This window comes from Arthrobacter sp. 01T419, assembly GCF_056398865.1.
Genome location: NZ_JBFTQF010000002.1, coordinates 460,708 through 475,330 on the forward strand (window position 1 = coordinate 460,708; position 14,623 = coordinate 475,330).

Below are 14,623 nucleotides of genomic sequence, written 5' to 3' on the forward strand. Positions count from 1 at the left end.
TCACAGCCGGGTAAGCCCCAATTGTAGATGCACAGCCTGACAGCTTCCCGTCACGAGCAGGCCGCCAACCGCATCGCGAAGCCGCCTCTCAGCGGAGCATTCCCGGCCAGTTGGGGCGCGATTTTGGGCCTCTTCCGCGTGATTTAGGGCGTTTCGGCTGCCAAGTACGTCACAGACGCGACAAAATTCTGAAACAATGGCTGAAGCGCCACAGCCGAACTTTTACTCAGGAGATTTCATGGACATCGAGGTATTGCGCCGCGCACCCCTCTTCGCCACCCTTGACGACGACGCTTTCCGTCTGCTGACGGACGAACTCACAGAGGTGGACCTTTCACGCGGAGCGTCTGTTTTCCGCGAGGGCGATCAGGGTGACCAGCTTTACTTCATCGTGTCCGGCAAGGTGAAGCTCGGCCGTACCTCTCCGGATGGCCGCGAATCCCTGTTGGCTATCCTTGGCCCGGGGGAGCTCTTCGGCGAAATGGCCCTGTTCGACCCCAGCCCGCGGACCGCGACAGCCACTGCAGTGTCCGAGACACGCCTGGCGGGCCTGAAGAACGAAAGCCTCAACGCCCTGCTCCGCACGCGTCCCGAGGTATCCGCACAGTTGCTGCAGGCGCTTGCCCGCCGCCTGCGTCGCACGAACGATTCCCTGTCCGACCTCGTGTTCTCGGACGTTCCGGGCCGCGTCGCCAAGGCCCTGCTGGACCTCGCGGACCGCTTCGGCCGGCCTGCCACTGACGGCGTCCTGGTGGCCCACGAACTCACGCAGGAAGAGCTGGCCCAGCTGGTCGGCGCTTCCCGTGAAACGGTCAACAAGGCCCTCGCCGAGTTCGTCCAGCGCGGCTGGCTCCGCCTGGAGGCCCGCGCAGTAGTCATCCTGGACATGCAGCGCCTCCGCCAGCGCTCCCGCTAATTTTCAGCGACACAGAAAATGCCTGGCGACACCGGAATTCCGGTGTCGCCAGGCATTTTTCGTGTCGCCAGCAGATTTGCGGGTCGCCAGGGTGCGCGTCGTCAGCGCTCCCGCTGCGGCTCCCCTGAAACCGTCCGGGCAGCTTCGACTTCGAGCATGAGTGTGCCGTCCTCTTCGACAAGGCGCGGCTGGTACACGTGCGGCTTGCGTTTGTAGCTGAGGTACGCAATGCAACCTTGGGCAGCGGCCATCTTTTCGAGGATGATCTCCGAGCCCGGCACCAGCAATTGGCCCAATGGCAAGCCAACTGTGTTTTCCTCACCGATCTCGTCACCAAGAGCCGTGGTCTCGCGCTCGGCCATGAGTTTGGAAACGCATACCCAACGCCCCCAGACACCCTTGCTCGCAAGCAGCGAGGGCTGCTGGTTAACAGGAAGGGTGGCCGCGAAGTAGCGGGTGTTGAAGCGCCGGTGCGCAAAGTCCGGGCTGAGCCAGTTAACGAGCGGCTTGAGCAGGTCCGTCCGCAGCGACAAGCCACGCTTGGCCAGCACATCCGTGAACGACTTGTCCTGGGCAGCCACCGCTTCGCGGGCTTTCATCCACTCAGGCGTGGACGTCGCCTCCACTGTGGAGGACAGGTCGGTGCCGGCCAGCAGCACCCCGGTTTCCTCGAACAGTTCGCGGATGGCGCCCACCACGTGGCGGCGGGCGAGTCCGACGTCGGCGGTCCCTAACGCCTCAGCCCAATGCTGAGGCGAGGGGCCGAGCCAGCCGAGGGCGTCGTCGTCGCTAGGTTCCAGCGAACCGCCGGGAAACGCGACGACTCCCAACGGCGAAGAGCCGGGACGGTAACCCATCCACGTCTCCAGGCCGGTGGGTGAATCGCGGAGCAGAACAACGGATGATGCGTAACGCGCGGCGCGGGGGGTCGGTTCGCCGAGCTGAAGCCAGTTCCGTGCCGCCCCTTCGAGTTCGGGGGGCAACGCAAACAGGCGTCGGGCTAGTTGTGGCAATTGAGTGAACCGGTTCCTTAGCTGAATTCAGCGATCAACTCGACCTCGACAGGAGAGTCGAGTGGAAGGACCGCAACGCCGACGGCGGAACGCGCGTGCTGCCCTTTGTCGCCGAAGACACGCCCGAGGAGCTCGGACGCACCATTAATTACACCGGGCTGGCCGGTGAAGGAGGTATCGGAGGCCACGAAGCCGACCACCTTCACGATGCGCGTGATGCGGTCGAGGTCTCCGATGACACTCTTAACGGCAGCCAAGGCATTGACTGCGCAGACGGCTGCGTACTTGTGGGCGTCTTCCGGAGATACTGTCGGCTCGTCCGAAAGGCCTTCTTCGCCGCTGGAGACTTTGCCCGTAGCTTCAAGTTTGCCGTTAATAAAGGGCAGCTGTCCGGAGGTGTACACATGGTTGCCGGAGACGACGGCCGGGACGTAGGCCGCGACCGGAGCGGCAACTGCCGGTAGGGTCAATCCGAGTTCGGCAAGGCGCTGCTCAACGGCGGATGCCGGAGCTGTGGAATCCGCGCCAACGGTGGCTTCTGCGGGGGTTGTCATTGTTACTGCTTCTCCCTCTTCAAGTATGCAACGAGTCCGTTTCCATCGGGTCCGGGAACAACCTGGACGAGCTCCCAGCCGTCCTCTCCCCACTGGTCCAGAATCTGCTTTGTGGCGTGAATGATGAGCGGAATTGTCGCGTACTCCCATTTGGTCATGAAAGAAAGACTAGCCCTTGCCGGTAAAGTGGAGAACATGGTGACTCGTAGGAACCCTCTATTCGACACTGCCACCACTCTTGGAAAGATCCTCGGATTCCTTGGTGTGAGCGCTATTTGTGGTGTCCTGGTGGCGGGCTTGCTCGTCCCCGCCGCCGCCGTTTCGGGCAGTGCGGCCAGTGGGTCCATTCAGTTCTTTGACACGCTGCCGGCTGAGCTCCAGGTGAACCCGCCCAGCCAGGCGACCACCATCTTGGCAGCGGACGGCAGCCAGATCGCCTCCATCTATTCGGAGAACCGCACACGAGTCCCCCTTGACCAGATGAGCCCGTACATCAAGGACGCGATCGTCGCGGTCGAGGATAGCCGCTTCTACGAGCACGGCGGCGTTGACGCTACTGGCATCATGCGCGCCATCGTCAGCACGGCGCGCGGCCAGAAGCAGGGTGCTTCCACCATCACCCAGCAGTACGTGAACAATGTCATCAACGAGTCTCTCGTGTCCCAGGACAAGGCCGCAGACGTCAAGCTCAATGGCGTCAACAAGGGAGTGGGCGACAAACTCCGGGAAATGAAGCTGGCCATCGCCTTGGAGAAGAAGTTCTCCAAGCAGCAGATCCTTGAGGGTTACCTCAACATCGTCTTCTTCAACAAAGACGCCTACGGCATCGAGGCCGCATCGAGGCTGTTCTTCAGCACCAGTGCCAAGGACCTCACCTTGCCACAGGCCGCCTTGCTGGCTGGCGTCGTCAACAGCCCGTCCTACTACGATCCCGTCGCGAACCCGGACCACGCGAAGCAGCGCCGCGACCTGGTACTCGGCCTCATGCTAGACCAGGGCAAGATCAAGAAGGCGGACTACGACGCCGCCATCGCGACGCCGGTAACCACCAAAGTGACGCAGCCTCGCCAAGGCTGCCCTTATTCCCCTACGGCTGCGTACTTCTGTGACTACGTGTTGCATTTGCTCTACAACAACCCGGCCTACGGCGCCACGCCGGACGAGCGAGTCAACCGCGTCTCGCGCGGTGGTCTGACTATCCAGACCACTCTGGATCCCAAGGCCCAGGCCGTGGCCCAAGCCCAAGTTGACGCTTCTGCCGGGGCCAATCCGGACAAGTGGGGGGCGTCCTTGGTTTCGGTCCAGCCGGGCAGCGGCAAGATCATCTCGATGGCCCAAAACACAGTCTGGTTTCCCGCCGCCGGAAAGTTTGATCAGACACAGAACTTCAACGTGGACAAGCTCGATGCCAAGGGAAATGACCTCAACGGTTTGGGCGGCTTCCAGCCCGGCTCCACCATGAAGCCCTTCACGTTTGCTGAATGGCTCAATGAGGGCAAGTCGATGAACACCGTGCTCGATGGCACCGTCCGGCGGTACGCGCCAGGATTCCCCTGGAAAAACACCTGTCCGACTCCAGTCGTCGACTCGTACGACAGCACCAATGGAACCCACGACCTTCAGAACGCTGAAGGCGGCTACTACCGGCCTATGACTGTTGTTGATGGCTTGGCCAACTCCATCAACACCATGACATTTGCCACAGCAGCAAGGGTTGACCTGTGTGGCATCCAGAAGATTGTCGATGCCGTCGGCATCCACAGTGGCCTCCCTGACGCCACTACAGGCGACCCGAATCCCAAGGTCAATATGACCCGTTTGTCCAACTTGATTGGCGCTACGCAGACTTCGCCCCTGACCATGGCCAGCGCCTTTGCCACCTTTGCCAACAACGGCAAGTACTGCGAGCCGATTGCTATCACTTCGGTGACGGACCAGACGGGCGCAAAGCTGCCGGCTCAGTCCACCAACTGCCGGGATGCGGTGACTCCAGAGGTTGCTCACGGCGTTGCTTACGCCATGCAAGAGGTTCTGAACAAGGGATCCGGCTCACTGATCCAGCCGCGCATTTCCACCAAGACCAATTTCCCTATCGCAGCCAAGACTGGCACGAACGACACCAACAGCTCCACGTGGGTTGCCGGTTACACGTCTGGCCTCGCGACCGCGACATGGTTTGGAGATCCGCTGGGCAACCAGCAACGGCCGGGCCAAAACGTGACCATCAATGGAAAGTTCTACCAAGGCATTGACGGTTACATGATCGCCGGTCCGCAGTTCTCGAACTACATGTCCCAGGTTGCGCCCGCCTATGGAACCAACCCGTTCCCGGCTCCGCCGTCCAACCTTCTGGATGCACCCTCGTTCCGAGCCCCGACGCCGAGCAACACGTCGCCAAGCAGCCAGCCGGGCACCCAGCCCAGCAACGGAAATGGGAAAAAGAATGGCTAACGGCTCCAAGCCCGCCATTGAATCGTTGGCAAGCCGCGTTCGAAGCATCGGGCGCGGCTTCGCCGTCGCTGCAGGTGCAGGCGCAACCGCTGGAGTGGCGGGTCTTGCCTATGGCCTGTGGGAAAAGAACCAGTTCGTGCTCCGTGAGGAAACCCTTCCCATCCTCCCCGAAGGCTCGGCTCCCCTGCGGGTCCTGCATGTGAGCGACATTCACTTCGTCCCGAGCCAACGGAAGAAAGCCGAATGGCTACGTTCGCTCGCGGCGCTCGAACCAGACCTCGTGGTTAACACTGGCGACAACCTCAGCCACCCTCACGCCGTCGTACCGCTATTGGATGCACTGCAGCCGCTGTTGAAGTTCCCAGGCGTCTTCGTCCCTGGTTCTAACGACTACTACGCTCCTCGGTTCAAGAATCCGGCCAGCTATTTCCTCGGCCCCTCGCGCGTTAAGAACAATCCCGTCGAGCTTGATTGGCCGCGCCTGCGTTCGGGTTTCGGGATGTCCGGCTGGATCGATCTCACCAACAGGCATCAATCCCTGCCCATCAACGGGATCCGATTCGATTTCTCCGGCGTCGATGATCCCCATCTGAAGAGGGAGCGCTACGCTGGCTGGCCCCGCGGAACTGCCGGCCAGGACTCCCGCCCGCACCTGCGCGTAGCCGTCATTCATGCGCCCTACCAACGCGTCCTGGACCATTTCACGGACGATTCCGCAGACCTCATCCTCGCCGGGCACACCCACGGCGGCCAGATCTGCATCCCCGGCTATGGCGCCCTCGTTGCCAATTGCGACCTCCCCACGTGGCGGGCCAAGGGCTTGCATGACTGGGAAAACAACGGACGCACGACGCCGGTCAACGTCTCAGGGGGCATCGGCACCTCCCGCTTCGCCCCCGTACGGATCGCCTGCAAGCCCGAAGCGGTGTTGCTGACACTCACGGCCCGCCAGTAGCCCTTCTGCCGAGCCCGCGAGCAGCAGCGCGGCACACAGTTCGCCCCCGCCCCCTGAGCATGCACGTTCAGCCAGACCAAGGTCGGGCATGTCCCCTCCAGCTCTCCCCGCCCCACTGAGCATGCCCATCGAGCGAGACCAAGGTTGGACATGTCCATCCTTGACCACTGAGCATGTCCTTCGCACCGAGCCAAGGATGGGCATGACAGCACTATGTCCATCCTTGGCTACCAAAGCTGGACATGTCCCTCGGGAAAACAGGTCCCGCAGGGAAACCAAGTCCTCAGTGAACTAGGTTCTCAATACCTCCCATCACGCACCGCAATGCTGCTGTGAATCCCGTCACGCGATGGCATAGGGTAGTTGCTACAGGAAACTACATCCGAGCGTCGCGCCGGGTTGGCGCGGAACACCAGGACAAGCTGTTGAGAAGTGGGCATGGCCAAACAGACTTCATTCTTCACCTCCGTCAAACGTCTCTATCCGCACGTCAAACCGATCCTCCCCCGGCTTTTCATGGGGCTGCTCAGCGCGTTGATGGCCAGCATCGTAGCTCTTGCCATCCCACAGGTACTGCGGGTTTTGATCAACGGTTCCCTGCACCCTGGCGGCCCCAGCAGCGCCGTCTGGATCGCCGCCGTCGTGGTTCTTGCCCTTGGCATCGCAGAGGCGGGGCTAGTGGCCCTACGGCGCCAGTTCGTCATCAATCCGGCGACCACGGTGGAAACCAGGATGCGGGTGTCGCTCTATGGGCATCTGCAGGATCTCACGGTGTCCTTCCACGATCGCTGGGGTTCCGGACAGTTGCTGTCGCGCGCCATGACCGATTTGAATTTCCTGCGGCGTTGGATGGCGTTCGGCGCGATCATGCTGGTGGTGACCACGCTGACAGTGGTGATCGGCGTCGTCGTGATGTTTTCGATGAGCTGGCAGCTGGCTTTGATCTTCCTGGCCGCCGCGGTGCCCATCATGGTCTTTTCGTTCCGTTTCCGTCGCCGCTTCAGCCTGGTGACCCGGCTCAGCCAGGACCAGGCCGGCGATCTCGCCACCACCGTGGAGGAATCCGTCCATGGTATCCGCGTTCTGAAGGCGTTCGGCCGGAGCCGCGAAGCACTGGAGAACTTCAATGAGCAGGCCGAGGAGCTGAGGCAGACCGAGATCGCCAAGGCCAAGCATCAGGCGACGTTCACCCTGGTGGTCACCCTGTTGCCGGAACTGGCACTCGGAATCGGGCTCGTGACGGGCATCCTGCTGGTGTCGACGCACGAACTCAGCATCGGCTCCCTCGTTGCGTTCTTCGCCACCGCGGCGGTGGTGGCGTCGCCCGTGGAATTCTCGGGGATGCTTCTGGCCATGGCACTGACTGCCAAGACGGCGTTGGACCGGCATTTCGAGGTCATGGATACGCCCAACACCATCACGGACCCCGCGAACCCGACGACACCAGCTGAACTGCGTGGGGCCTTGAGCTTCAACGCTGCCGCTTTCGGCTTCGACGACGGCGCCCGGCTCCTGCACGACATCTCCCTGGACATCGAGCCCGGCGAAACCATGGCACTCGTGGGCATCACCGGCAGCGGAAAGAGTGCTTTGCTTCAGCTGGTCCCGCGGCTCTACGACGTCACTGAAGGTTCCGTGAGCATCGACGGCGTGGATGTGCGCGACTTCAACGTGGAGCAGCTTCGGACTGTTGTAGCGGTTGCTTTCGAGGACACCACGCTGTTCTCCAGCTCTGTCCGGGACAACGTGCTGCTCGGCGCGCCCGACGCTTCCGAGGAAGCCCTCGACAAAGCCCTCGACGTCGCGCAGGCGCACTTCGCGTACTCGCTGCCCGACGGCGTCGAGACCCTCATCGGAGAAGAAGGACTGAGCCTTTCCGGCGGCCAGCGGCAGCGCATTGCCCTTGCCCGCGCCATCGCAGCCAAGCCGAAAGTCTTGGTGTTGGATGATCCGCTGTCGGCCCTGGACGTGAACACCGAGGAACTCGTCGAGGCCAGGCTCCGCGAAGTCCTCCGGGACACCACCACCCTTATCGTCGCCCACCGGCCCTCGACCGTGGCCTTGGCCGATCGCGTCGCGCTGCTCGAAAACGGAAGCATCACCGCCGTCGGGACCCATACGGAACTTTTGGCCCACAATGCGCACTACCGCTATGTGATCGCGAGCCTGGACGCGGGTCCGAAGGACCTCGACCGCGAGCTGGACGAACTGGAACACGAGCTGGATGCGGAGCAGCACATGGACCAAGCCGGGGAGGGCCGCCGATGAGCACTTTCGGAACCGCCAATGAAGACAATGCCCACCTGAGCCGGAGCGACAGCAAAGCAGTACGACGGCGGTCGGTCGCCTTGTTGGGCTCGCTCATCCGCCCGGTGCGGCTGCGGTTTTGGCTGACGCTGGGAATGGTGGTGCTCTCGCAGGCCACCCGCGTGGCGGGGCCGGCGATCATCGCTTTCGGCATTGACCATGCACTGCCCTCACTGCTCGCCGGGAACAACATGCCACTGCTCCTTGCCGGAGTCCTGTACCTGACGGCGGCCATCGCAACAGCTGTACTGACGGCCCTCTATGTCACGTCCACGGCGAACCTGAGCCAGGCCATGCTCCTTGACTTGCGGCTGCGGGTGTTCCGGCACACGCAGCGGCTCAGCTTGGAGTTCCACGAGAAGTACACCTCGGGCCGCATTATCGCCCGGCAGACATCGGACCTTGAGGCACTGCGCGAATTGCTCGATTCGGGCGTTAGTTCCCTGGCTTCCGGGCTGCTGTTCATGCTCTTTACGGCATTCACCGTGTTCGTCCTCGATTGGCGCAGTGGGCTCATCATGCTCGCCACCGGCGTGCCCATGTTCTTCCTGGCCCGCTGGTACCAGAAGCATTCCCAGATCGCCTTCCGCGAATCCAGAGTGGTCTCTGCCCGGCTGATCGTGCATTTCGTGGAGACCATGACCGGCATCCGGGCCATCAAGGCATTCCGCAAGGAACCGGAGAACGCCGAGCGCTATGCCGAGCTGTCCGAGGACTACCGCAAGGTCACCGTCCGCTCCATCAACCTCAACGGCATCTTCCAACCAGGCCTGGTCCTGATCGGCAATGTGTGCGTGGCGGTAGTCCTGCTGTTCGGCGGCTTCCGGGTACTCTCCGGGGAGCTGGCAGTGGGCGTCCTCCTGGCATTGATCCTTTCCACGAAGCGTTTCTTCCAGCCCGTGGACCAGATGGCCATGTTCTACAACTCCTTCCAGAGCGCACAGGCCGCATTGGAGAAGGTGTCCGGCCTGCTGCAGGAGATCCCCACCGTCCGACCTCCCAAGAACCCCGCGCCTTTGCCCCATGCCCGCGGCCAAATCGACTTCCTCGGCGTGGAGTTCGGCTACGACAACGGGACTGTGGTGGTCCCCGAGTTGGACCTACACATCCCCGCCGGGCAAACCGTTGCGCTTGTGGGACAGACCGGAGCCGGGAAATCGACTTTCGCCAAGCTGATCGCGCGCTTCTACGACGTCACCGAAGGTTCCTTGACCCTCGACGGCGTTGACTTACGGGAACTCTCGACGGCGGACCTGCGCCGCGCCGTCGTGATGGTCACCCAGGAGGCATTCCTCTTCAGCGGCTCCGTGGCGGACAATATCGCCCTGGGGCGTCCGGAGGCCTCCCGTGCGGAGATCGAAGCCGCTGCGAAGGCTGTTGGTGCGCACGACTTCATCTCCGCGTTGCCCGACGGCTACGATACCGACGTCAACAAGCGCGGCGGACGAGTGTCGGCAGGTCAACGGCAACTGATCGGCTTCGCCCGAGCGTTCATTGCCGCCCCTGCGGTACTCATCCTGGACGAGGCGACCTCGTCGTTGGACATTCCCTCCGAGCGCCTGGTCCAGGCAGGCTTGTCCCGGCTCCTGTCGCGATCGGATTCCGAGCGGACCGCCATCATCATCGCCCACCGGCTCTCTACAGTAGAGACCGCAGACCGGGTACTGGTGGTGCACGAGGGACGCATCGTGGAAGACGGCACACCGGCCGAACTCATCAGCGGTGGAGGCCGCTTCGCTCGCTTGCACGGCGCTTGGAAGGACTCGCTGGTCTGACGTCGGCGCCCGGTTCGATTTCGCATCCGCGCGGGCATCGGCTATTCTTGAACAGTTGCTTTCGCAGCGGATCGGGATGTAGCGCAGCTTGGTAGCGCGCTTCGTTCGGGACGAAGAGGTCGCAGGTTCAAATCCTGTCATCCCGACCAATTGATAGAAGGTCTTCCAGTCGGAAGGCCTTCTATCGTTATTTAACGAGGTTTAGGCGGAGCCAGTAAAATCTCAAAAACATTCCTATGACCGGTTTTCCCGAGCCTGCCCGAGGTTTAGAGACAAGTGTTGTTAACAACCCGAAGCAATGGGGGAACGGGACCATGACAGCAGGCGGATCATGGCGCAAAAAAAATCCCCGGCGTGTCGATTTACACACCCCGGGGATTCATCACTTCATGTGAATTATTCGTCGTCTGCCCGGTTCCCCGGGAGCCGCCATCAGTCTTTGCCTACATAGGGTCAGGCCAGTTACCGATCATCGGCCTCACCACCATGGGATCGGGCCAGTTGCCGATAGCCTGCGAGGCCCGCATGGGATCGGGCCAGTTGCCGATAGCCTGGGCGACCCTCATCGGGTCAGGCCAGTTGCCAATGCTGAGCACCGTGCTGACGGTGTCTGCCACAGGGGCTGCGGAAACGACGGCTGGCGCCGCGGCGGAGCATGCAAGAGCGCCGGCCAAGGCGACTGCTGCAGCAATCTTCTTCAACATAATTTTTCCTCAATGCGAGTCGGATTCGTTACGGAAATTACGCGGTCCCTGTTGACATTCATTGTAAAATGTTTTCCACAGCGACTGTCAAGGTTTACGCGTAAAGACAGCGCAAAGACAAGCCTCTAGGAGGAACCTGTGGGGAACGGATTCGGAGAAAAGCTCCGTGCCGAACGGCTCGAACGTGGGCTGACCCAGGCTGAATTGGGCAGGGACCTTTACTCTCCAAGCTACATTTCACTTCTTGAAACTGGCCGGCGGGAACCCACTGCCGAGGTCATTGAAGAACTCGCCCGGCGCCTCGAGTTGGCACCAAAAGCACTGGAGGCCTGGAGCCAGCCGGTATCGCTCAGCGACGCCGAATACGTGCTCGCGGGGCTGTATGCCAGGCAGGCCTGGGACCTGAGGGACTACCCCCTTGCAGCGAGCCACGCATTGACCGCAGCCCAAATCGCGCTTGAAGCAAAGAACACCAGCGCGTGGTGGAACATGACGTACATGCAGGCCGAGTGCCTCATGAAGCAGGGGCAATTGAAGGACTGCCAGCAGATCATCCAGCATCTCCTGGAACACCCCATGGCCACAGAGTCCGCGGGCTTGGGAGTCCGTGCCCGGCAAATGCTTGCCGCAGTCTGCCACGGCCAGGGCCAACTGGCCACCGCCGTCGAACACGCAAAGGAAGCTGTGAGGCTTTCCGAGCAGTTGCCCAAAGGCTCAACGTTGATCATCGGTGCGCATCGGGCGCTGATCGGAGCACTGGCCGAGAGCGGCAGGTTGGATGAAGCCTGGACGTATTGCCAGGCCATGAACAGCCAGATGGACGACCATTCGATGTCGCAGCTCGCAGGCGAGGTGGCCTGGGTGGTGGGAAACGTGGCCTTCATGCGGCATGACTACATCGAGGGCATCAAGCACCACGAGCGTGCCGCCAAGCTGCTCTCCCCCGCCAATGACATTGAGCTGTGGGCCCGCTTCAACAAGGCATCTGCGGCTGTACGCCTCTCCTCGGGAATCGTGGAGCCGGAGACGCTCTCTGCCATCGAACGGGCTGAACTGGCTCTGTCGATCGTCGGGGGAAACAAGACGGACCAGCTGGAGGTTGCGTTTATCCGCGCCCGCTGGCTCTACCTGACGGGCGACATTCCGGCCGCCATCGCCAAGTTGCGCGAAATCCACGCAGACCGCGACGTCCTTGCCCGCCACACCGCAGGCGAAGTCGCTTTCCTCCTTGGCAAGGCCCTCAAAGCGGCCGGTGAAAACGCCGATGCCCTGGTCCATCTCGAAGAAGCGCAACGTGACTTCACCGCCGCGGGAGCGGCAGACCGGGTCCAACAGGCACTCGACTCCGTGCTGGAAATAAAGCTGGCGGAACGTCGGGCGGCAGCAGGCCAAGGTGGCAGCGCGCAGTCTTCCCGCGCAAGTTAAGAGCCCCATACACGGCTAGAGCCCCGGACCAGACGGTCCGGGGCTCTTCCCATGCGTGTTGCCTGGTAGCTGCAGGCTGAGCATCGCAGGCTAGACGAAGGTACGTCCGGTCAGCTTTTCGTAGGCTTCCACGTAGCGGGCACGCGTCTTCTCCACGACGTCGGCCGGCAGTGCCGGCGGCGGGGTGTCGCTTGAGCGGTCCCAGCCTGATTCCGCAGACGTCAGCCAGTCACGCACAAACTGCTTGTCATACGAAGGCTGGGCCTTGCCCGGCTCGTAAGTGGTGGCGTCCCAGAACCGCGAGGAATCCGGAGTCAGGACCTCATCGCCCAAGGTGATGACACCGGTTGCGGTGTCCAGGCCGAACTCCACCTTTGTGTCGGCCAGGATAATGCCGCGCCCGCGGGCGATTTCTTCCGCGCGGGTGTAGATCTTCAACGTCAGTTCGCTCAAGCGTGCGGCGATGTCGTCGCCCACCATCGCTACGACGTCGTCGTAGGTGATGTTCTCGTCGTGCTCGCCGACTTCGGCCTTGGCGGAAGGCGTGAAGATGGCGTGTTCCAGCCGCGAGCCGTCAACCAAGCCCTCCGGCAGCGGGATGTCGCAGACCGTGCCTGAATTCCGGTACTCGGCCAGGCCCGAACCCGTGAGATACCCGCGAGCAATGCATTCCACGGGGAACATCTCCAGGCGCTTGCAGATCATCGCGCGGCCTTCGACCTCTGCCGGCACTCCCTCGGCGGCCGTGGAGGCCAGGACGTGGTGTTCCACGCCGAGCTGCTCGAACCACCACAGGCTCAGCTGCGTCAGGATCCGGCCCTTGTCCGGGATCTCGCTGCTCAAGACGTGGTCGTAGGCGCTGATGCGGTCACTGGCCACCACCAGTACGCGGTCCTGGCCAACTTCGTCCGCCATGGCGTCCTCTGCCGGGACGTAGAGATCGCGCACCTTGCCCGAGTAGAAGTGCTCCCACCCCGGGAGGTCGAGGGTTTCGGTTTGCAGGCCGTTTGTGTTGTTTTCGGGCATGGTTCAGGCCTTCACGTTCGGAATGGAACCGGTGGCCGAGGAGACCACGTGGATCTCGCCGCGAGCTGCCTTGCCGGCGATATCGGTACGGAACTGCCCGCCGTCGAGCTGGACCAGTTCCACGCCGTCGTAAGCCCGCTCGCGGGCCTCCACGAGATCTGTCCCCAACGCCACAACGGCCAGCACGCGGCCGCCGGCGGAAACTACCCTGCCTTCGTCGTCAAGTTTGGTGCCGGCGTGGATGACGTGGACGCCTTCAAGCGCTTCCACCTTGTTCAGTCCACGGATGCGATCCCCCGTACGGGGCGTGTCCGGGTAGTTTTCGGCGGCAACGACGACGGCGACGGCCGACTCCTTGGACCAGCGCAGCTCTTCTGCCTGGTCCAGTTCGCCCTTGGCGGCTGCCAACATGAGGGCGCCGAGCGGGGTCTTGAGCCGGGCCAGGACGGCCTGGGTTTCGGGATCGCCAAAGCGGGCGTTGAACTCGATGACTCGCGTGCCGCGGGAGGTCAGGGCCAAGCCACAGTAGAGGACGCCGACGAACGGTGTGCCACGGCTGGCCATCTCGTCCACGGTCGGCTGGGCCACGCGGTCGATGACTTCCTGCACCAGTCCTTCGGGTGCCCAGTCGAGCGGCGTGTAAGCGCCCATGCCCCCCGTGTTGGGGCCCTCGTCATTGTCAAAAATTCGTTTGAAGTCCTGCGCCGGGGACAGCGGGACCGTGGTGCGGCCGTCGCACAGCACGAACAGGGAGACCTCGGGTCCATCCAGGAACTCCTCGATCACCACGGTTCCACCGGCGTCGAAACAGGTCTGCGCGTGTGCGAGGGCTTCCTCGCGATCGTTGGTGACCACCACGCCCTTGCCAGCGGCAAGTCCGTCGTCCTTGACAACGTGCGGAGCGCCGAAGGTATCCAAAGCGTCAGCGGCTTCTGCGGCATTTGTTGCCACGCGGGCCATGGCCGTGGGTACTCCGGCCTCAGCCATGACCTCCTTGGCGAATGCTTTGGAAGCCTCGAGCTGGGCGGCGGCCTTGCTGGGGCCAAAGACCGGAATGCCGGCTTCACGAACAGCGTCGGAAACGCCTGCGGCGAGCGGGGCTTCGGGGCCGACGACTACCAGGTCAACGGCCAGTTTCGTCGCAAGCGCTGCGACGGCGGCGGGGTCGTTGCCGTCGATCGCGTACGTGGGGACCAGCTTGGCGATGCCGGCGTTTCCCGGAGCCGCATGGACCTCGGAAACGTTGGGATCTTTGAGCAGAGAGCGGACAATGGCGTGTTCGCGGCCCCCGGGGCCAATGACGAGTACCTTCACAGTCTTCAAGGGTACTTTGTGCGAGGGCCGGACTCCTAAGCTGTCTCCACCACTGGACATGTCCCGCCTTGGCCACGAGCAACGGACATAGCACTGACATGCCCATCCCTCAGCGCCAACAGGGGCCATGTCCAAACTGGGAGCCACCGCCGAGGAGGAGCATCCCCAGCCTTGGCCACGAGC

The 14,623-nt window shown here is 62.6% G+C and carries 12 protein-coding genes and 1 tRNA gene; 7 read left to right on the forward strand and 6 right to left on the reverse strand.

All coding sequences use genetic code 11. The features are described from left to right. Positions 1 to 238: 238 nt before the first annotated feature. Complete coding sequence (locus AC1DLO_RS05825; RefSeq protein ID WP_011775987.1) at positions 239 to 916, forward strand: Crp/Fnr family transcriptional regulator; 678 nt, start codon at positions 239 to 241, stop codon at positions 914 to 916. 101 nt (positions 917 to 1,017) lie between these two features. Here AC1DLO_RS05825 and AC1DLO_RS05830 read toward each other — a convergent pair whose 3' ends face one another. The 3 genes from AC1DLO_RS05830 to AC1DLO_RS05840 are packed head-to-tail and all read right to left on the reverse strand — an operon-like array spanning position 1,018 to position 2,641. After that, positions 1,018 to 1,929 (reverse strand): NUDIX hydrolase, encoded by a 912-nt coding sequence (locus AC1DLO_RS05830; protein ID WP_184738805.1) that lies wholly within the window; start codon positions 1,927 to 1,929, stop codon positions 1,018 to 1,020. 17 nt (positions 1,930 to 1,946) lie between these two features. Then, positions 1,947 to 2,483, reverse strand: coding sequence for a RidA family protein (locus tag AC1DLO_RS05835; protein WP_184738807.1), 537 nt, complete (start codon positions 2,481 to 2,483; stop codon positions 1,947 to 1,949). A 2-nt stretch (positions 2,484 to 2,485) separates the two neighbouring features. Next, positions 2,486 to 2,641 carry a DUF4177 domain-containing protein gene (locus AC1DLO_RS05840; RefSeq protein WP_009359196.1) on the reverse strand — a complete coding sequence of 52 codons (156 nt, stop codon included), beginning with the start codon at positions 2,639 to 2,641 and terminating at the stop codon, positions 2,486 to 2,488. Between AC1DLO_RS05840 and AC1DLO_RS05845 the strand changes: the two genes are divergently transcribed. The 5 genes from AC1DLO_RS05845 (at position 2,640) to AC1DLO_RS05865 (ending at position 10,120) form a co-directional block, all read left to right on the forward strand. Then, the gene (locus AC1DLO_RS05845; RefSeq protein WP_476889591.1) at positions 2,640 to 4,934 is read left to right on the forward strand and encodes a transglycosylase domain-containing protein; all 2,295 of its coding nucleotides are present in this window, start codon (positions 2,640 to 2,642) and stop codon (positions 4,932 to 4,934) included. The two genes, AC1DLO_RS05840 and AC1DLO_RS05845, sit on opposite strands and share 2 nt — an antisense overlap. Then, the gene (locus AC1DLO_RS05850) at positions 4,927 to 5,889 is read left to right on the forward strand and encodes a metallophosphoesterase (protein ID WP_476889592.1); all 963 of its coding nucleotides are present in this window, start codon (positions 4,927 to 4,929) and stop codon (positions 5,887 to 5,889) included. The genes AC1DLO_RS05845 and AC1DLO_RS05850 overlap by 8 nt, the downstream gene beginning before the upstream one ends. 438 nt (positions 5,890 to 6,327) lie before the next feature. Continuing rightward, positions 6,328 to 8,157, forward strand: a complete 1,830-nt coding sequence (locus AC1DLO_RS05855; protein WP_476889593.1) for an ABC transporter ATP-binding protein — start codon at positions 6,328 to 6,330, stop codon at positions 8,155 to 8,157. Further along, positions 8,154 to 9,971, forward strand: a complete 1,818-nt coding sequence (locus AC1DLO_RS05860) for an ABC transporter ATP-binding protein (RefSeq protein WP_476889594.1) — start codon at positions 8,154 to 8,156, stop codon at positions 9,969 to 9,971. The genes AC1DLO_RS05855 and AC1DLO_RS05860 overlap by 4 nt, the downstream gene beginning before the upstream one ends. Positions 9,972 to 10,043: 72 nt before the next feature. Continuing rightward, a tRNA-Pro gene (locus tag AC1DLO_RS05865) sits at positions 10,044 to 10,120 on the forward strand. 294 nt (positions 10,121 to 10,414) lie between these two features. Here the strand turns inward: AC1DLO_RS05865 and AC1DLO_RS05870 are convergent. Next, positions 10,415 to 10,675, reverse strand: a complete 261-nt coding sequence (locus AC1DLO_RS05870) for a hypothetical protein (RefSeq protein ID WP_184738815.1) — start codon at positions 10,673 to 10,675, stop codon at positions 10,415 to 10,417. Positions 10,676 to 10,813: 138 nt separating this feature from the next. On the opposite strand from AC1DLO_RS05870, the gene AC1DLO_RS05875 reads away from it, so the two are divergent. Then, positions 10,814 to 12,100, forward strand: coding sequence for a helix-turn-helix domain-containing protein (locus AC1DLO_RS05875; RefSeq protein ID WP_476889595.1), 1,287 nt, complete (start codon positions 10,814 to 10,816; stop codon positions 12,098 to 12,100). A gap of 90 nt (positions 12,101 to 12,190) precedes the next feature. Here AC1DLO_RS05875 and AC1DLO_RS05880 read toward each other — a convergent pair whose 3' ends face one another. Both AC1DLO_RS05880 and purD read right to left on the reverse strand, forming a co-directional pair. After that, positions 12,191 to 13,126: a phosphoribosylaminoimidazolesuccinocarboxamide synthase gene (locus AC1DLO_RS05880; RefSeq protein ID WP_476889596.1), complete on the reverse strand. Its 936-nt coding sequence runs from the start codon at positions 13,124 to 13,126 to the stop codon at positions 12,191 to 12,193. Positions 13,127 to 13,129: 3 nt separating this feature from the next. Next, positions 13,130 to 14,440, reverse strand: a complete 1,311-nt coding sequence (purD, locus tag AC1DLO_RS05885) for a phosphoribosylamine--glycine ligase (protein WP_476889624.1) — start codon at positions 14,438 to 14,440, stop codon at positions 13,130 to 13,132. Positions 14,441 to 14,623: the final 183 nt, after the last annotated feature.